General features: G+C 71.8%; 14 protein-coding genes. 5 read left to right on the plus strand and 9 right to left on the minus strand.

Features of this window, described 5'->3' with window-relative positions:
* Positions 1-28 precede the first annotated feature (28 nt).
* The gene (locus tag D5H78_RS12920; RefSeq protein ID WP_218566570.1) at positions 29-1,336 is read right to left on the minus strand and encodes a DUF1479 domain-containing protein; all 1,308 of its coding nucleotides are present in this window, start codon (positions 1,334-1,336) and stop codon (positions 29-31) included.
* Between the two features lie 87 nt (positions 1,337-1,423).
* Between D5H78_RS12920 and D5H78_RS12925 the strand changes: the two genes are divergently transcribed.
* Entirely contained in the window at positions 1,424-2,560 is a 1,137-nt protein-coding gene (locus D5H78_RS12925) for an ROK family transcriptional regulator (protein ID WP_119950918.1), read from the plus strand.
* A gap of 146 nt (positions 2,561-2,706) precedes the next feature.
* On the opposite strand, the gene D5H78_RS19795 is transcribed toward D5H78_RS12925, so the two are convergent.
* Positions 2,707-4,347 (minus strand): tyrosine-type recombinase/integrase, encoded by a 1,641-nt coding sequence (locus D5H78_RS19795; protein ID WP_218566571.1) that lies wholly within the window; start codon positions 4,345-4,347, stop codon positions 2,707-2,709.
* A gap of 660 nt (positions 4,348-5,007) precedes the next feature.
* Here D5H78_RS19795 and D5H78_RS12945 point away from each other — a divergent pair.
* Positions 5,008-5,649, plus strand: a complete 642-nt coding sequence (locus D5H78_RS12945) for a DUF6308 family protein (protein ID WP_119950921.1) — start codon at positions 5,008-5,010, stop codon at positions 5,647-5,649.
* A 258-nt stretch (positions 5,650-5,907) separates the two neighbouring features.
* On the opposite strand, the gene D5H78_RS12950 is transcribed toward D5H78_RS12945, so the two are convergent.
* The gene (locus D5H78_RS12950) at positions 5,908-6,309 is read right to left on the minus strand and encodes a hypothetical protein (protein WP_218566572.1); all 402 of its coding nucleotides are present in this window, start codon (positions 6,307-6,309) and stop codon (positions 5,908-5,910) included.
* A gap of 956 nt (positions 6,310-7,265) precedes the next feature.
* Between D5H78_RS12950 and D5H78_RS12955 the strand changes: the two genes are divergently transcribed.
* Together D5H78_RS12955 and D5H78_RS19105 are read left to right on the plus strand one after the other, a co-directional pair.
* Complete coding sequence (locus D5H78_RS12955) at positions 7,266-7,949, plus strand: hypothetical protein (RefSeq protein ID WP_119950923.1); 684 nt, start codon at positions 7,266-7,268, stop codon at positions 7,947-7,949.
* Between the two features lie 57 nt (positions 7,950-8,006).
* Positions 8,007-9,350, plus strand: a complete 1,344-nt coding sequence (locus tag D5H78_RS19105; RefSeq protein ID WP_133412059.1) for a hypothetical protein — start codon at positions 8,007-8,009, stop codon at positions 9,348-9,350.
* A gap of 592 nt (positions 9,351-9,942) precedes the next feature.
* On the opposite strand, the gene D5H78_RS12960 is transcribed toward D5H78_RS19105, so the two are convergent.
* The 4 genes from D5H78_RS12960 to D5H78_RS12975 are packed head-to-tail and all read right to left on the minus strand — an operon-like array spanning position 9,943 to position 12,838.
* Positions 9,943-10,776 carry a MerR family transcriptional regulator gene (locus D5H78_RS12960; protein WP_119950924.1) on the minus strand — a complete coding sequence of 278 codons (834 nt, stop codon included), beginning with the start codon at positions 10,774-10,776 and terminating at the stop codon, positions 9,943-9,945.
* Positions 10,777-10,797: 21 nt separating this feature from the next.
* Positions 10,798-11,559 (minus strand): ABC transporter permease, encoded by a 762-nt coding sequence (locus D5H78_RS12965; RefSeq protein ID WP_119950925.1) that lies wholly within the window; start codon positions 11,557-11,559, stop codon positions 10,798-10,800.
* Between the two features lie 3 nt (positions 11,560-11,562).
* The gene (locus D5H78_RS12970) at positions 11,563-12,351 is read right to left on the minus strand and encodes an ABC transporter ATP-binding protein (RefSeq protein ID WP_119950926.1); all 789 of its coding nucleotides are present in this window, start codon (positions 12,349-12,351) and stop codon (positions 11,563-11,565) included.
* Between the two features lie 34 nt (positions 12,352-12,385).
* On the minus strand, positions 12,386-12,838 hold the full coding sequence (locus D5H78_RS12975) for a DUF1801 domain-containing protein (RefSeq protein ID WP_119950927.1): 453 nt from the start codon (positions 12,836-12,838) through the stop codon (positions 12,386-12,388).
* A gap of 232 nt (positions 12,839-13,070) precedes the next feature.
* On the opposite strand from D5H78_RS12975, the gene D5H78_RS12980 reads away from it, so the two are divergent.
* Positions 13,071-15,806: an endo-1,4-beta-xylanase gene (locus D5H78_RS12980; RefSeq protein ID WP_119950928.1), complete on the plus strand. Its 2,736-nt coding sequence runs from the start codon at positions 13,071-13,073 to the stop codon at positions 15,804-15,806.
* A 56-nt stretch (positions 15,807-15,862) separates the two neighbouring features.
* On the opposite strand, the gene D5H78_RS12985 is transcribed toward D5H78_RS12980, so the two are convergent.
* Both D5H78_RS12985 and D5H78_RS12990 read right to left on the minus strand, forming a co-directional pair.
* Positions 15,863-17,077 carry an RNA polymerase sigma factor gene (locus D5H78_RS12985; protein ID WP_119950929.1) on the minus strand — a complete coding sequence of 405 codons (1,215 nt, stop codon included), beginning with the start codon at positions 17,075-17,077 and terminating at the stop codon, positions 15,863-15,865.
* Positions 17,074-17,451 carry a YciI family protein gene (locus D5H78_RS12990; protein ID WP_119950930.1) on the minus strand — a complete coding sequence of 126 codons (378 nt, stop codon included), beginning with the start codon at positions 17,449-17,451 and terminating at the stop codon, positions 17,074-17,076. The genes D5H78_RS12985 and D5H78_RS12990 overlap by 4 nt, the downstream gene beginning before the upstream one ends.
* Positions 17,452-17,523 lie beyond the last annotated feature (72 nt).

Consider the following 17,523-nt stretch of genomic DNA (forward strand, 5'->3'; position numbering starts at 1 on the left):
GCTCCTGGGCGACCCGGCCGGCGGTCGCTCAGACCAGGCCCAGGCCGCGACGGCCGGTGGCGTTGAGGTCCTCGGGCCTGAACCGGTTGTCCCAGTCCCGCTCGTAGTGCTCCTCCGGGAAGTCGCTGGGGCTCGACCCGGTCAGGAACGCCTCGCGCACGGACGCGGCGTACTCCTCGTTGCGGGGGCACCAGGGGGCGGCGGGGATGTACATGACGTTGCCCCACCCCTTCTGGTCCTGCACCGGGGCGACCCCGTGGATCATGTCGCAGTGCCACCAGACGGAGTCGCCGGCCGTGACGTCGGGGATGGTGGTGACGGCGCGCAGGAGCAGTGAGTGCCACTTCTGGGTCGCGGGGAACACCCGGTTGACGGTGACGCCGCACATGTCGTCCTCGGGGACGTCGGGCAGCAGCGGGCGCAGCATGAGGTAGGCCATCGCCTCGGGGATCGGCACGGTGTGCAGGACGCCCTGGTCGTGGTCCATGTCGGACAGCGCTGTCCAGCCCTGGAAGGTGCGGAACGCGGAGCACATGGTGGTGCCCGGGTACTGCGGACCGGCGGTGCGGTGCGCGGCGTCCCACGGGTCGTACTGCTCGACGCTGCCGTCGAACAGGTGCCGGAACGCCTTCTGGTACGCCGCGGTCATCCACAGGTCGAGGGTGCCGGGGTCGTTGTGGGTGCCGAGGCCCCCGGAGTCCGCGCCGGGCGGGCGGCGGCGGATGCGGTCGGGGTAGAGGGAGTCGCGGTCCGGGTCGAACCACTGCACGCCGTCGGACGTGCTCTTCCACTGCGCGTTGAGGAAGCGCTGGACCGCGGCCATGCGGTCGCTCTGCCGGGCCTGCATCTGCGCGGAGGACCAGTAGATCGGGTAGATCTCGGGCTTGGAGCCGACGCTGCCGAAGAAGTCGTCCCCGGGGCCGCGGTAGTCCTCGAAGAAGTGGTTGCTCTCGACGTAGTCGACGATGTCCTGGTCCCAGGCGAGGGCCTGCTCGCGGGGGAAGTGCCCGCGCACGACGAGGCAGCCGCGGGCCCGGAGCGTGGCCAGCTGGTCCGCGCTCACGGTGCCGTCCTCGATGTCGGCGTAGTCGATGACCGGCCAGACGCTGTCACCGGCGGCCTTGGCGGCCTCCACCTCCGCGACCTTGGCCTCGAGCTGCTGCTCGACGACGGCGAAGACCTCCTCGACGCTGCGGCCGGACGCGGCGATGCGCGCACGCAGAGCGTTCTTGATCTCGCGGATCGCGCCCTTGAGGTCGTCCGGGGTGGACTCCCAGTGCGGCAGCGGCGGCAGCGAGGAGGGTGACGTGCCGGGGGCTTCGGGGGCGAGGGTCACGACCAGCTCCTTTGGTGAGGACTCCTTACTGGTACGACGGTAGGCCAGGTCGGCGCGTTGGGCAAGGCCCTTGACTAGAGTCGGTCCGTGAGCACCCCGAGGCCGTCGATGGACCTGGTCCGGTCGGCGACCGACGCCCAGGTCCTGCGGGCCTTCCTCGACGAGGAGCGCCTGACCCGGGCCGAGGTGGCGGTGCGGACGCAGCTCTCCAAGCCCACGGCCGGGGAGAGCGTGCGACGGCTGACCGCGGCGGGGCTGCTGCGCGACACCGGCGAGCGCACCCGGGGGCGGGGGCGCGTGGGGACCTACTACGCGCTGTCCGACGGCCTCGGTACGGCCGCCGCCATCAGCATCGCGCCGCAGGGGGTCGTCGCCGAGCTCCTCGACGTGCGCGGCACGGTCCTGGGCAGGGCCGAGGAGGAGCTGCAGCGCCCTGCCCGGCCCGACGAGGTGGCGGAGCGCCTGCGGGCAGCGGTACGGCGACTGGGTGAGGGGGCGCCCGGCCCGCTCCGGCTCGCGGTCGTCAGCGCCGCCGACCCGGTCGAGCGCGCCAGCGGACGGCTGGTGCACCTGCCCGACGCGCCCTTCCTCGTCGGTGAGCTGTCCCCGGCGGACGTGCTCGCCCCGCTGGTGGACGGGCCGGTCCTGGTCGACAACGACGTCAACTGGGCGGCGCGGGCGGAGCGGGCCGCCGACCCCGAGCCCCTGGACGACTTCGTCTACCTGTACCTCGACGAGGGCCTCGGGTGCGCGGTCGTCAGCGACGGCGACGTACGGCGCGGGCACCGCGGCCTGGCCGGCGAGGTCGCCCACCTGGTGACCTGGGGACCTCACGGGCAGGCGGTCGCGTTCACCGAGGTCTTCGCCGCCCTCGGCCTGCGCCAGCACGGCTCGACGGCCATCGCGGTCGACAGGGTCCTCGAGCTCCTCGACGAGGGGGTGACGAGCAGCGCCGCCCGGGATGTCCTCGTACGAGGGGTCTGCGGTGTGCTCGCTGCGGTCGTCGCGCTCACCGACCCGGCCGTCGTGATCCTGGGAGGCACGTGGGGCTCGCACCCCTTGCTGATCGAGGAGGTCCGCAGCCGGTTCCAGCGTTCTCCGCGATCGGTGCCAGTGCAGGCGGCACGCGTCACCGACGAACCGGCGCTCCGGGGCACCCACGGCCCGGCGGTGGACCAGTTGCGCGCCGCGACCCTCCCCGGCCTGGGGGGCACTGCAGGTTGAGCGGTGGAGCGGGAGCCCCACGTCCTGCGGACGTGGCCCGACGCGACGAGACGTTCCATGGCGAACGGTTCAGGCGCCATGCCCGTCTCCATCCCCGGCAGGACCGGGTGGCCGCGCGGTCTTGCGCTCCGCAAGGAGCGTTGACGCTAGGGCAGCCGCGTTCCCACTTCCGCACGGAGACGCGATCGACCGCGTTGGTAGGCGGCTGCTCCGTCTCGGTCTGGGGCATCCGCCCTGACCACGCACGTGGACATCGCGGCGGCGGCGAGGTCCCGCAGCGCGTCGTTGTACGCCCTTTGGCGCTGCCGCCCTGCCGGCCCGAAGGCCGGCGCTGCTTTCGCGGCTCTGTACTTGTCCGAGCGCGCGGACCACGCACGGCACAGTGCCTTGTAGTGCTCGAGGTCGTAGCCCAGAGCCACTCCAGCGGGATACATCTCCAAGGTCAGTAGGCGGTAGCTGGTGAAGTGCTGAGGCTCGTCGATCTCCACGAGAACACCGGACTGCGGCTGCAGGAAGTCGCCCGGCAACGGCGTGAGCCGCTTGCCAGCCTGCTCGGACAGCACCCCGCCGAGTGCCAGGAAGATCCGTTCCAGTACCGGGGTGACGCTGTCGAGCTCGACGGGTAGCCCGAGGTGGCCGCGCTGATTCAGCCATGGCAACCGACTCCGAACGAGCTCGACCTCGTCCTCGGCCGCCGCCGCAGCGAAGGCGCGTTCGCAGTCACCGACCGGCATATGTGCAGCCTGCCTGAGATCGGGCGTCAGGGCAGGCCGCGGCCGTAAAGGAGTTCCCGGAGCCTCGGCCAGGCTCAGGTGAGATTGCGCTGCTTCTTCCGGAGTTGCCCCGTCAGGTGCCAGAGGACATGTAGGCGGCCAGGATGTAATTCGGGTGGCGGTCGAGGTTCGGCGGGCGCGGTCGTAGCGCATCGTGGTGCGCGGGTCGGCATGCCGGGCGGCGATCTGCACGTCGCGCAGATCGACGCCAGCGTCGAGCATCGTGGTGACGAAGGTGTGTCGCAGCATGTGCGGGTGCATCCGCGGGAGCTGCACTCCGGCCGTCCTGGCGAGGGCGCGGAGTCGGCGGGTCGCGGCGTGCCGGTCCATCGCTCCGTTGCGCGTGTTGCGCAGCAGCGGGCCGGCGTCTCGTCGTGCGGCGGCGCGGTCGACCGCGCGGGCGACGGCTGGCGGCATCGGCACCAGCACGGTCCTGCCGCCCTTGCCGACGACGCGCAGGACCCGGTGACCGTGCTCCTCGCCGATGTCGCTCAAGCGGAGGCCGCAGGCCTCGAAGACCCGCAGCCCGAGCAGGCCGAGCAGGCAGACCAGGGCGAAGTCGTTGTCGTTGGTGCTGTCCCTGGCGGTGGCCAGCAGCGCCTCCAGCTGCAGGTGCGACAAGCCGAGCGTGGGTGACTTGGGCGGGACGCTCGGCCGGCGGACGTACTCGGCCGGCGAGTGCTCGAGTACGCCGTCGATGACACAGGTCCGGTAGAAGCCCGCGAGGACCGAGAAGCGGCGCGAGACCGTGGACGGGCGGTGGCAGCGCACCTCCTGCATCCACCGCGCGTACAGCTCGAGGTCCACCCGACGCGCAGCGAGCGGGTCCGTCCCGCGGTCCGCGCACCAGGACAGGTAGATCCTGAGGTCGGACGCGACGTGCGCGCGGGATTCGCCCTTGTACCGCGCGAGGTGCGCCGCCACCGCAAGGCGCAGCAGTGCTGGGTCAACGCCGAAGTGCTCTTTGAAGTCGTCATGCTCGACAATCCGCCCGCCATGCCGCTGACCGGGCACGCGCGTGCACGACCAGCGCGATCGAGCGGCTCGAGTACCCAGGCTCACCGACCGGGGAGGACCGGATGCCCTGGGGACGATGGGAGCGCGCAGGACGAGGAGCCCCCGGACCGCGGCAGAACCGTGTAGCCGCGCGGACCGCGGCAGGAGAGTGACCTGCTCGCCTCATGCACGCGGCGCCTGTTGACCCTCGCGACACCTGCTGGGAGGTCGACTCGCCAGCCTTCCGTGTCTACTTCTGGCAGCAGCCGACCGTGGTTTCCCAGGCCTCGGCGCTGGAGCTTGCCAGGTGGTCGTCGGAGGAGTGGCGCCTCACAGGACCTCGTGACGTGAACGAGGTGACCGCGTGGGCCGAGCTGCACCGTGGTGACCGGTCGTACACCCTGCATGTCGAAGTAGAGGGACAAGAAGGTCTGGGCCTCGTCAAGCTGGCCGGCACGGACCCTACGAGTAGGTAGGCGCCCTAAGAGCGGCAGAACCGGGTGGCCGAGCGGACCGCGGCATGAGCGTGCGTCGTCCGCCCGCTGCGTCAGCGGCCTGACGCTCAGGTGCCGAAGCGTGGCCAGATCTCAGCCGCAGCGCTCATCCGGCTCGGGACGCCGGGGGGACCGAAACCGGCCCACCACCGTTGCGCACCCAAGTCCGGGCACCATGGCAGTCATGTCACTGTCGGCACTCCGCAGCGTGTCCGAACTCCGACCCTGCGGCGACCGCCACCTCGACGACCACCTCGATCCCACCGGCGGCCGGGCCTATTGGACGTACGACCAGCCGAGCGAGCCTGACACGTTGACGCCGCTCGACTGCTTGGCGCCGACGCTCCTGTCTCTACGCCTGACTTTCGACAACGTCGTCCCGCTCTTCCAGCCCGCTGGGCCGCATGCCGAGCTGCGCCGGTGTATGCAGGCGGTGCTCGATCTCCCGCCGGTCGATTTTCTCGAACTCGACCTCGCTGACCCCGCCAGCCCATGGGCAACGGTGCGTCGAGCGATGATCGCCTCGGAGCACGTGCCTTGGTGGACTGCTGTGTCAGTTAGCAAGGTGCTGCATCGAAAGCGACCCGACCTCGTGCCCGTCTACGACAGTCAGGTCTTCGCGTTCTACTTCGGTCGCCCGCCCAGCGGGCGGGGGGCGCCCGGACGCTTCTGGCCCCGGCTTCAGTCGGATCTTGGGGAACAGTGGGCTCTCGTCGATGCGTGGCGGCACCGTCACCAGCCGCCCGAAGGCCCGCGGCTCACCCTCCTACGTGTCGCAGACATCGTTATCTGGGAGCACCAGGTAACGGGCTGCTCGGCGGCATAGGACGACCCCAGGGCGAAGGTGCCGCGGTCGGTCGAGCGGCAGAACCGGGCGAGCGTAGCCGCCCGCAGAGCGGCAGAACCGGGCGAGCGGGGCCGCCCTCAACGCGGCAGAACGGGGTGAGCGGAGCCGCCCTGACCGCGGCAGGACGGGCGGGTGTAGTCGCCCTCACGCTGTGAGGATCGTCCTCTTGGCCGAGCCGCGGGGGTTGATGACGAAAGGGCGACCGCGCTGCGACGCCGTCGATCCGCTTCGTGACGCTTAGAGGGTCAGCCGCGCTCGGATCCTGGGGCTGATGTGCACGTCGTGCGGCAGCGCCGCCAGCTCGCCCGCCTGGACGGGCACCCCCTGCCTGTGCGCGATCTTCGACAGGTGGGCCCAGTGCAGCGCAGCTTCCTCTTCGTAAGAGCGCCCCTCCGGCGGCTCGTCGGGCCCGACGACCGCGCGCGCGGTCTCCTCCAGCTGTTGCAGCGACAGGTGCGACCAAATGCTGTCGGGGCCGCCAGAGGACCAGCCCCGGTCGTCGAGGAGGGTGAGCCGCCGCCCGCTGACGAGCTCGAGTTCGAGCAGCGCCGAGATCGACACTTCACGATGCTGATCGAGGGCTGCTTCTGCCGCCTCATCGAGATCGATGGAGGTGACCAGTCGCCGGGTGTCATGCACGCTCCATCGTGACGGATCGCGCCCGCGCGACGTCATCGACGGTGCGACCGGCGGGGCACGGGTTGCGCTTGCCGTTCGGGGCGACAGCCACCCCGGCCTTGAGCCGCGGTGAGCCGGCCTCGACCGAGGCAGGGTGTTTGCTGGTGGACACGGTCACGACGCGGCAGAACCGGGTAGCCGCGCGGACCGCGGCAGAACCGGGCGAGCGTAGCCGCCCTCAACGCGGCAGAACCGGGCGAGCGTAGCCGCCCTCAACGCGGCAGAACCGGGCGAGCGTAGCCGCCCTCAACGCGGCAGAACCGGGCGAGCGTAGCCGCCCTCAACGCGGCAGAACCGGGCGAGCGTAGCCGCCCTCAACGCGGCAGAACCGGGCGAGCGTAGCCGCCCTCAACGCGGCAGAACCGGGCGAGCGTAGCCGCCCTCAACGCGGCAGAACCGGGCGAGCGTAGCCGCCCTCAACGCGGCAGAACCGGGCGAGCGTAGCCGCCCTCAACGCGGCAGAACCGGGCGAGCGTAGCCGCCCTCAACGCGGCAGAACCGGGCGAGCGTAGCCGCCCTCAACGCGGCAGAACCGGGCGAGCGTAGCCGCCCTCAACGCGGCAGAACCGGGCGAGCGTAGCCGCCCTCAACGCGGCAGAACCGGGCGAGCGTAGCCGCCCTCAACGCGGCAGAACCGGGCGAGCGTAGCCGCCCTCAACGCGGCAGAACCGGGCGAGCGGAGCCGCCCTCAACGCGGCAGAACCGGGCGAGCGGAGCCGCCCTCAACGCGGCAGAACCGGGCGAGCGGCGGCCGCCCGCAACGCGGCAGTGGTAGCAATTCTCGCCCCGCGCCTATCGCCGATCTCCTGGGTGGTGGGTGCTAGTTTCGCAGCATGGTCATTCGGAACGCCAAGCCAGGGAACACGACGTTTCAGTTCGGTGCAGGACCGAAGCATCTGCGAATCAGGAACAGAAGGTTGTTCCTCGAGGACCTGGAGCGGATCGTGACCATGTTGCGAGAGGACGGAGAGTCCTACTGGAGCAGACTTCCGCTGCGAGAACGACTGCTACTCAGTGCACTTCCTAGTAGAGCCCCCTACCGCAGGCCGTTCGATGTCGTCAAGCAGTCTCGTAACCGGATCATCGTGGCAGACTTGGCCGATCTGGTAACCCTGCCTAAGGATGCGCTCAACAACCTGACCCTGGAGACAACTCGGGTGCGGGTAGAGCTGCACAAGGAGATCGCGCAAGTGATTGTGCAGAACAAAGATGATGCAGTTGCGATGGCCACGGCTGAGAATAATAAGTCGTACGTTCAGACGCAAACGGATCGGTCCCTGAAGGTTTGGTACTCGGTTCTAGGGCCCGTCGCTTGGTTTCTGCCCCTCCTTGCGGCGCTATCCATCTTCATGGCGGTCGCCTCGTTCTTCACGACGACGGGGAAGCCTGTTGTCGAGGTGCCCCTCTGGCTCAGTGGCTTTGCTGCCATGGCGGGTGTCGCCGCCTTCATGAATCACTCTGTGTCGGGGGTGTTGATCGCGCCGTTCAAGCGATCCGAGTTCCGCGCCAACGATACTGCAAGAAGACGCTGGCGCGTAAGCACGACTGTAGCCGTGACGGCCATCCTCACGGCCGCGACAACGAATCTCATCAACCGGTAGCCAACGGAGGTTGTCGTGCGACCACGAGTAGCAGCGGTTTGTACGTCCTGCGATCGCTTGCAGGAGAGTAACTTCTCCGAGGGTAACGAGGACCTTGATGCCGAGCTTAGGACGCTGGTTGTTCGTGTTCCCATCGCGGACTTGCCATGCGCGGAGTGTGGAACGACGACCGTGATCCCACCAGCTCGCTATGAGGTCCACGGGCCGGCTACCTACGCTTTTGAGCTCGAAGCCACACCCATGACCATGGAGGATCTGCAGCGTCGACGCATCCTATTAGAGAATCAGGAAGACGACTGGCATCCGGCACGCGTTGTACGGCTGGTTGGACGTCGGTTGCGGGTGCTGGAGGACCTCAAGCCGCGGAAGTTGAGCACGGCTGAGAAGCGGGAGTGTTGGTCCCGCACACTTCCCGAGGGTGACGATAACGTACACGACCTTTTGGCCATCAGCCAGACCGTAGAAGCAATTCCATGGCTGGCAGACGCACCCGAGACCATCAGCGAGACCCTGGCATCCCTGCCGGAGACCGGGTTGGCGACGTTGCGGGAGAGCCCTCTCCCGCCAGACTGGGGTGACACATACGGCGGGTCAGGGCTCATCGGGGCACGCCGTTTGGCTAGACGCCGAATTGGTTTGGCTGAAGGTATGCTCGGGGCTCTTGGTGAGGCGCTGGCAGCGAAGCGAGTAAGTGCCATGTTCGCCGTGGCTCGGTCAGTAGTTGAAATCTCCGCTCTAGCCATGTGGTTGCTGCAACCTGCAGACCTGCGTCTTGTAGCGGCTCGCTACTACGCCGACCGCTGGAGCGGCCTGCGAGCCGCCGTACTTCTGCGACCTAGCATGAAAGTCGAACTGCAGTCGATAGCTCGCGAGGAAGCCAAAGGACTTGCAGCAGAGGGCTATGACGTCGGTTGGGACAAGCAGGAGTGGCCTACTACCCTCGAGAAGCAGGGGAAGGCGAACGCCCTTTCCGCGGTCGAGGCGTGTTTCCCGGATCGGGAGCTTGGCGAGGAGGCCTACCGCGCGCTGTCGGCCCTCGCACATGGTGAGGAATACGGCCTAGACGACTTCACCGTGGCGCAGGACGCCATGGTGGTGACACTCGAACAGCAATACATAATACTTCGGATGGCAGTCTGGCCCTATGGAGTAGCCCTTCACCGCCTAGGAGAGACCATGGGAAGCAGTCCAGCGCCAGCTCTGGCGCAGGTGAATGCCGTTCTCGAATCCGTGCGGGTTATGCTCGAACGACTGCAGGCCAAGGACGAGAGCGCTTCGTCCGTCGACTCAACAGCACTTCACCCGTCGCCGGCCCACGGCGATAGTGCCGGACCAAGGCCTGCGCGTCCCGTTCATGGAAGGAAGAATAGACGCAGGAAGGGGCGGCGTCACAAAGAGTAGGTTCTCTCCACTCGAATCGGCTCTTCGCTGCTGAGTACAGACGCGAGATTAGCTCGCTGATCCGGAGCGGCTCGGTCTCGTAGTTGACCAACCGCAGCCAGTCCGACAGCGCCGCTTCGACCGGGTCGAGATCGGTGCCGAGCGCCCCCACGAGCCCGATCACGACCTTGGGCCGCCTGCCGACAATCGCCCGGCCCGTATCCGTGTGACTCCGAGGCGGGCGGCCTAGAAGCGGCCTGGTGGGTCACTGTCTCCCGTTTTGTCGTCCTGTGTGCCAGCGACAGGTATACGGGACCTAGCGCATAGCGGTCCAGGCCAAGAGCACATCTAGTAATGCCGGGCTGCCCGCCGTTCGGCGTGCCTCCCTGCTCATGTGCCCAGTGTTGCCGGTCGTTGTGCCAGGCTCTGGTTCGCTGGCCTGCCAGCGCGAGCCTGTCGCCGACGAGCGATACCGCAACGGCCGCTCATCGGCAGAAGAGGGCGTCGTACCGCGCTTCGCGGCGCGTCCGTCTCGATGCAGAACCGAGCAGGGACGGCGGAGCCGCACGGTCCGAGCGGCCGCGGCGTACCCGCCTCGGAGCTCCTGCGCCTGTCAGCCCGGCGGCGCCGGAGCGAGGCGAGACGGCCCCAGCGGACGTCGCGAGCAGCCCGCTGCGACCCCGTCGAGCCGCTCGACCCGCGTCCACCCCGTCCACCCCCGCTCCGCGATGAGCTCCCGCAGCCTCCCGACGGCCGGGTGCGCCTGCTCCGCGAACGAGTCCATGAGCGCGACGAACGCCGGGTCGGGCATGACCTCGTCCTGCAGGGCCAGATGCCCGCTGGCCGCCGCGCGCTCGTACAGCGCGCACATCCGGTCGGCGATGTCCCGCAGCAGGCCCTCGTCCTGCCCGTCGTCGGCGAGGCGGCCGAGGAGGCCGTACAGCTCGACGACCTGCGGGTCCTCGAGCTGCGCCACCTTGTCGGCCATCAAGGCGGGGACGGAGTCGGGCCAGCGGGCGGCGACGAGGATCCAGGCGTCGCGCTCGGCCTGCAGCAGCTGCGGAGGCGCCCCGACCGCGCGGAGCCGGTCGAGGTAGTCGACCACCTCGGCGGGGACGGCCAGGGTGTCGCCGCTGCGCAGGGCCGCGATGCGCCGCCGGTGCTCCTGCAGCGCGCGGAGCCGCTCGCGCAGCTGCCGGTCGATGTCGGCGGTCGCCTCGGCGAACGTCGCCTCGTCCGCGTCGAGCAGCTGGCGCACCCGGGCCAGCGGCACGCCCGCCTCGGCCAAGGTGCGGATCCGGATGAGCCGCACGACGGCCGGCGCGTCGTACGCCCGGTAGCCCGAGCCGTCGCGCTCCGGCTCCGGCAGCAGCCCGACCCGGTGGTAGTGGCGCACCGCCTTCACCGTCACTCCGGTGTAGGCCGCCAGCTGGCCGATCGTCAGCACGGTCCCAGCCTCCCCGGCCCGTCAACCGGTCCGGCGGCGGTAGACGAGCATCGCGGCGCCGTACGCGACGAGCAGCAGCCCGAGGCACCAGGCGAGCGCTGTCCAGGTGTCCGCGCCCACCGGGCCGCCCGCGAACAGGCCGCGCGTCGCGTCGACGATCGACGTGACCGGCTGGCTCTCCGCGAACGCCGCCACCGGCCCCGGCATGCTCTCCGTCGGCACGAAGGCCGAGCTGACGAAGGGCAGCAGGATCAGCGGGTACGAGAACGCGCTCGCCCCCTCGACCGACCCGGCGGTCAGCCCCGGGACCACCGCGAGCCACGTGAGCGCCAGCGTGAACAGCGCCAGGATCCCCGCGATCGCGACCCACGCCAGCACGCCCGCGCCCGAGCGGAAGCCCATGAGCACCGCGACCAGCACGACCACCACGACCGACACGAGGTTGGCCACGAGCGAGGTCAGCACGTGCGCCCACAGCACCGACGAGCGCGCGATCGGCATCGACCGGAACCGGTCGAACATGCCGCCCTGCAGGTCGAGGAACAGCCGGTACGCCGTGTAGGAGACGCCCGAGGCGATGGTGATGAGCAGGATCCCCGGCAGCAGGTAGTCCACGTAGCGGCCGTCGCCGGCCTCGATGGCGCCGCCGAAGACGTACACGAACAGCAGCATGAAGGCGATCGGCATGACCGCCGTCGTGATGATGGTGTCAGGGCTGCGAGCGATGTGCAGCAGCGACCGGCCCAGCAGGGCGGTGGTGTCGGCGACCGGGTGCCTGGCCATGTCTCAGCCCTCCGCGCTCTCGCCGCCGACGACGGCGAGGAAGACGTCCTCGAGGGTCGGCTGCTTCTCGACGTACTCGACCCTGGCCGGCGGCAGCAGGCGCTTGAGCTCGGCCGGCGTCCCCTCGGCGATGACCCGGCCGCCGTGCAGGATCGCGACCCGGTCGGCGAGCTGCTTGGCCTCGTCGAGGTACTGCGTGGTCAGCAGCACCGTGCGCCCCTGCTCGGCCAGCCCCCGCACCGCGCGCCACACCTCGAGCCGCGACTGCGGGTCCAGCCCGGTCGTCGGCTCGTCGAGGAACACCACCGGCGGGTCCCCGATGAGGCTCATCGCCAGGTCGAGCCGGCGCCGCATCCCGCCCGAGTACGTCGCCACCCGCCGCCGCGCCGCATCCGCCAAGCCGAAGCGGGCCAGCAGCTCGTCCGCGACGCGCCCCGGCGCCGGCAGGTGCCGCAGCCGCGCGACGAGCACGAGGTTCTCCCGCCCGCTGAGCACCCCGTCGACCGCGGCGAACTGCCCGGTCAGGCTGATGGACTCCCGCACGTCGTACGGCTGCGTCGCCACGTCGAAGCCGTCGACGCGGGCCGACCCGGCGTCCGCGCGCAGCAGGGTGGACAGGATCCGTACGAGCGTGGTCTTGCCGGCCCCGTTGGAGCCGAGCAGCGCGACGATGCTGCCCCGCTCCACGGCGAGGTCGACGCCGCGGAGCACGGGCAGGTCGCCGTACGACTTCTCGAGGCCCCGGACGTGGATCGCCGGCCCGGGCTCCGGCTGCAGGTCTGTGGTCGCCATGCGGCGAGCGTGCGGGGTTGACCCAGGGTCAAGGTCAAGCCCGCGCGACGAGCGCGGCGAGGGCCTCGGCGGCCGCCTCGGTGAGGTCCGCGACGGCGTACGAGGTCGGCCACGCGCCGCTGCCGTCGTCGAGCCGCGCCTCGGGGGTGAACCCGAACGTCGAGTAGCGCTCGCCGTCGTCCTGGCCGCTGCGGAAGAAGCAGACGACCTTGCCGCCGCGGGCGTACGCGGGCTGGCCGTACCAGAGCTTGGGCCGCAGGTCCGGGGCGGCGTCGGCGACCAGGCGGTGCAGGCGCAGCGCGGTGCTGCGGTCGGGCTCGGCCATCTGCTCGATCTTGGCGAGCACGGCGGCCTCGTCCTTCGCGCCCTTCGCGCCCTTGCCGCCGGAGCCGGACTCCTGCCGCAGCTCCGCGGCGCGCTCGCGCACCGCCGCCAGCTCGCGCTCGGAGAGACCGCTGCTCGTCGTGCTCCCGTCGGTACGGCTCATCGCTGCCCCCGTCGTGGTGGTTCGGACCGGTCGCTGCCGACGCTAAGGGCGCCGCGGTGCCCGCCGCTTCTCCGTTCCTGACCGATCCGGGCCCGTGGCCCGCCACCTGTTGACGGCGGGACCGCACCGTGCTGCACTTCCGGAAGTTCCCGGTCGGTTCTCGGAACTGTTCCGAGACGCGGGCACCGCAGGCCTGTCGAGGGCGACGACTGTGCGAGGAGAGCGCGAGCGCATGGCACGACGACGTGGAGCGGGGATCGCCCTGCTCGGACTGGTGGGACCCCTGGCGCTCGTGGCGCCGGCCGCGACCGCCGCACCCGGCACCGTCTACGCGACGGGCTTCGAGGACGGTACCGGCGGCTGGGCCGGGCGCGGCACCGCGCAGCTGGCGGTGTCCGCCGCAGCGGCGCGCACCGGGGAGCAGGGCCTGGCCGTCACCGGCCGCACCGACACCTGGCACGGCCCGGGCCTCGACGCCCGCGAGGTCATGCACGCCGGGACGTACGAGGTCGAGGCGTGGGTCCGCCTGCCCGAGGGCAGCGGCACCGACGTCGTCACCGCGAGCGTCGCCCGGACGCCGACCGGCGGCACGACCGCGTACGACACCGTGGCCTGGCAGGTCCCCGTCAGCGACGGCGGGTGGACCAGGGTCGCCGGCACCTACACGCACGCCACGGCGGTCAGCCAGCTCGAGCTCTACCTCGAGAGCCCGGACGCCACGCAGGACCTCTACGTCGACGACGTCCGCATCGTCGGCGAGGCGGCGGCCCCGGTCGAGCCGGGCACCGGCACCGCGCTGTCGAGCGGCTTCGAGACCGGCCTCGAGGGCTGGGGCCCGCGCGGCGACGCGCAGGTCGCCACGACCACCGCCGACGCGCGCAGCGGCTCGGCGAGCCTCGCCGTGACGAACCGCCTGCAGTCCTGGCAGGGCCCCACCCGCGACGTCACCGAGGGCCTGGCCGTCGGGCAGACCGTCAGCGTCAGCGTCTGGGTGAAGCTGGCGCCCGGCGAGGCCCCCGCCTCGCTGCGGGTGTCGGTCCAGCGCGACCGCGCCGGCACCCCCACCGCGTACGAGAACGTGGGCGGCGCCAGCGGCGTGGTCACCGCCGACGCGTGGACCGAGCTGAAGGGCACGTACACCCTCGGCGCGCCGGTCGACACCGCGCAGGTCTACGTCGAGGGCGACGCCGGCGTCGACTTCCTCGTCGACGACTTCGCGCTGCGCGGCGTCGTCGAGACGCCGGTGCAGGACGTGCCGCCGCTCAAGGACGTGCTGGGTGCGCAGGGCTTCGAGCACGTCGGCGTCGCGATCGACCAGCGCGAGACCGTGGGGCGCCCGTCGGCGCTGCTGCAGCGCCACTTCGACGCGTTCACGCCGGAGAACGACGGCAAGCCCGAGAGCGTGCAGCGGGTCGAGGGGCAGTTCACCTTCGCCAACCTCGACCGTCTGCTCGACTACGCCGACGCCACCGGCACCCAGGTGTACGGCCACGTCCTCGTGTGGCACTCGCAGACCCCGGCCTGGTTCTTCAAGGACGGCGACCGCGACCTCACGAGCAGCCCGGCCGACCAGGCGATCCTGCGCGCCCGCATGGAGGCGCACATCAAGGGGATCGCCGACCACATCGACGCGCGCTACCCCGACGGCGACAGCCCGATCTGGGCGTGGGACGTCGTCAACGAGGTCATCGCCGACGGCGACACCGCCAACCCGCACGACATGCGGGACAGCCGCTGGTTCCAGGTGCTCGGCGAGACCTTCGTGGACGAGGCTTTCCGGCTCGCGGACCGGTACTTCCCCCAGCAGCAGCTGTTCATCAACGACTACAACACCGAGATGCCGGCGAAGCGGGCCGACTACCTCTCGCTGGTGAGGGCCCTCAAGGCCCGCGGCGTGCCCATCGACGGCGTCGGGCACCAGGCCCACGTCGACTTCGCCCGGCCCGTGCAGTGGCTCGACGACTCCCTCACCGCCGTCGAGCGGCTCGACCCGTCGCTGTTGCAGGTCATCACCGAGCTCGACGTCAGCGACTCGAAGGAGAACAACGGCGCCGACGTCTCGAACGGCACCGTCCCGCAGCACTCCCCCGCCATGCCCGAGGGCGAGGCGGCCACCGAGGTCGGCTACTACTACCGCGACCTCTTCGCGATGCTGCGCCGGCACGCGGCGTCCGTCGAGTCGGTGACCTTCTGGGGCATCAGCAACGCCCGCAGCTGGCTGCGCACCTGGCCCGCGGCCCGGCCCTGGGAGGAGCCGCTGCCGTTCGACGACGACCTGCAGGCCGCCCCGGCGTACTGGGGGACCGTCGACCCGGCGCAGCTCGCCCCGCGCCCGGCCGACGTGCTCCCGCCGCGCATCGCGGCGCGGGACGCCGTGCGGGTGACGACGAGCGGTACGTCCGCCCGGGTCGCGTACGCGCTGCCGGAGGCCGGCGACACCCGCGACGGGCGCATCGCGCCGACCTGCGCCCCCGCCTCGGGATCGCGCTTCCCGCTCGGTACGACGACGGTGACCTGCACGGCGCAGGACAGCCGGGGGAACCGGGCCACGCCGGGCACCTTCGACGTCGTCGTGACCCGCGTCGCCGCCGACCTGGAGGCCGACGTCACCGGCCCGGCGAGCCTGCGTACCGGGGCCACCGGCACCTGGACCCTGACGGTCCGCAACGACGGCCCGACCGCGGCCGAGGGCGTCACCGCCGTCCTCGCCGCGTCCGGGGTCAAGCAGGCGTCGGCCACCGGCGGCGCCGGCACGGGCACGGTGACGGTGGCCGGCACGAAGGTCAGCGGTACGCGCTGGACGGTCCCGTCCCTCGCGCCCGGCGCCTCCGCCACCTTCACCCTCACCGGCAGGGTCACCGCGCCGCGCGGCCGGGTCGTCGCCGCCCTCGGGGCCGTGGCCTCGCGGACGGCGGACCCGGCGCCGCGCGACAACGTCGACACCGCGCTGACCCGCGTCGCCCGCTGACGCACCCCGGAGCCCCCGGTCCTCCCGCGAGGGCCGGGGGCTCCGGCGCGCCCGGGTCAGGCAGGAGCCGGGCCGAGTCGACGCAGGGCGTCCCGCCGCCGCCGCAGGTGCTCCGCCTGCGCCGGGTCGGTCGCCAGGTCCGCGGCCGTGCCCAGCGCGTCCGCGGCCTCCGCCGGCCGCCCCGCCTCGGTCAGCAGGTGCCCGCGGGTCGCCCACCACGGCTGGAAGCGCTCTCCCCGGTCGGCGAGGTCGTCGAGCGCGGCGAGCCCCGCGGCCGCGCCGTCGACCCGACCGGTGACTGCCGCGAGGGCGACCGCCCCGCCGAGGGTGGGCGCGAGGCGCTGCAGCGCGGTGTGCAGGGTCCGCAGCGCCGCCCAGTCGGTCGTCCCGGTCCGGGCCCGCGCGCAGTGCACCGCCTGGATCGCGGCCTCGCACTGGAACCGGCCGAGCGGGCCGGGGGTCGCTCGGCGCAGGTAGGCCTCCCCCTCCGCGACCAGCGCCCCGTCCCACGTCCGCGGGTCCTGCTCGTCCAGCGGCAGGTACGCCCCCGGCGGGGCCGCGCCCGCCCGCGCCCGGGCGAGGGTCACGAGCGCCGCCAGCCCCCAAGCCTCCGGCTCGTCGCGCAGCGCGGTGGCGAGGGTGACGGCCAGGTGGTGCGCCTCGTCCGACCGGTCGATGGCGTAGCAGCCGTACACCGCCTCGAGCACCGCAGGCAGCCGCTCCGGCATCGCCGCGCGGCCCGGCACCGCGAACGGGATGCGCGCGTCCCGGATCCGCCGCTTCGCCCGGACGAGCCGCTGCGCCATCGTCGCCGCGGGCACGTGGAAGGCGGCGGCGACCTGCGCGGCGTCGAAGCCCAGCACCGCTTGCAGCATGAGCGGCGTGCGGACCGCCGGGTCGACCGCCGGGTGCGCGCAGACGAACAGGAGCTCCAGGCGCCGGTCCGGCAGCGCGTCGGGGTCGAGGTCGTCCAGCGGCGAGTGCGCGTCCGCCCCCTGCTCGGCGGCGGCGACGAGCGCGACGCTCCCCCGGTGCGCCGGCGAGCGCCACACGTCGCGCTGCCGGTTGCGGGCGACCGTGAGCAGCCACCCCTCCGGGTTCCGCGGCACACCCGCCGCCGGCCAGGTGGCCAGGGCCCGCTCGAAGGCCGCGGCCAGCGCGTCCTCGGCGAGCGCGACGTCGCCGGACGGCGCGGCGAGCAGGGCGACGAGGCGCCCGTACGACGCCCGCGCCGCCCGCTCCGCCGCCGCGTGGGCGTCCGCGCGGCTCACGCGTTCGGGCGCCAGGAGCCGTCGGCCCAGTACGTCGCCCCGGGCCGCACCTCGACCGCGCCCCACGCCGCGTTGGGCGCCCGCCGCGCCCACTCCAGCGCCGCGTCGAGGTCGGGCACGTCGATGACGACCGTCCCGCCGAGCTGCTCCTTCGTGTCGGCGAACGGGCCGTCCTGCACGAGCAGCCCGCCGTCACCGGCGCGGACCGTCGTCGTGGCGACGGACGGCTGCAGGACCTCGGCGGACAGCAGGACGCCCGCCTGCTCGAGCGCGGCGCCGTACGCGGCGAAGGCGCGCTGCCCCTCGGCCATCGCCTCCTCGCCGAGCTCCTCGGTGGTCGCCTCGGGCCAGTGGAGCACCAGGGTGTAGCGCATCGGGGACGTCCTCTCGGGTCGCGCCGGGCCCCTGCGGCCCGGTCCACGCCACCATGACGATCCTGGCCGAGC

Origin of the sequence: Vallicoccus soli (assembly GCF_003594885.1) — a bacterium.
Classification (GTDB): Bacteria; Actinomycetota; Actinomycetes; order Motilibacterales; family Motilibacteraceae; genus Vallicoccus; species Vallicoccus soli.

What these genes read in the sequence shown, in the direction of transcription:
- D5H78_RS12945 (WP_119950921.1), top strand. Translation starts at nt 5,008, where the DNA reads ATGTCACTGTCGGCACTCCGCAGCGTGTCCGAACTCCGACCCTGCGGC.
- D5H78_RS12965 (WP_119950925.1), bottom strand. Translation starts at nt 11,559, where the DNA reads ATGGCCAGGCACCCGGTCGCCGACACCACCGCCCTGCTGGGCCGGTCG.
- D5H78_RS12970 (WP_119950926.1), bottom strand. Translation starts at nt 12,351, where the DNA reads ATGGCGACCACAGACCTGCAGCCGGAGCCCGGGCCGGCGATCCACGTC.
- D5H78_RS12975 (WP_119950927.1), bottom strand. Translation starts at nt 12,838, where the DNA reads ATGAGCCGTACCGACGGGAGCACGACGAGCAGCGGTCTCTCCGAGCGC.
- D5H78_RS12980 (WP_119950928.1), top strand. Translation starts at nt 13,071, where the DNA reads ATGGCACGACGACGTGGAGCGGGGATCGCCCTGCTCGGACTGGTGGGA.
- D5H78_RS12990 (WP_119950930.1), bottom strand. Translation starts at nt 17,451, where the DNA reads ATGCGCTACACCCTGGTGCTCCACTGGCCCGAGGCGACCACCGAGGAG.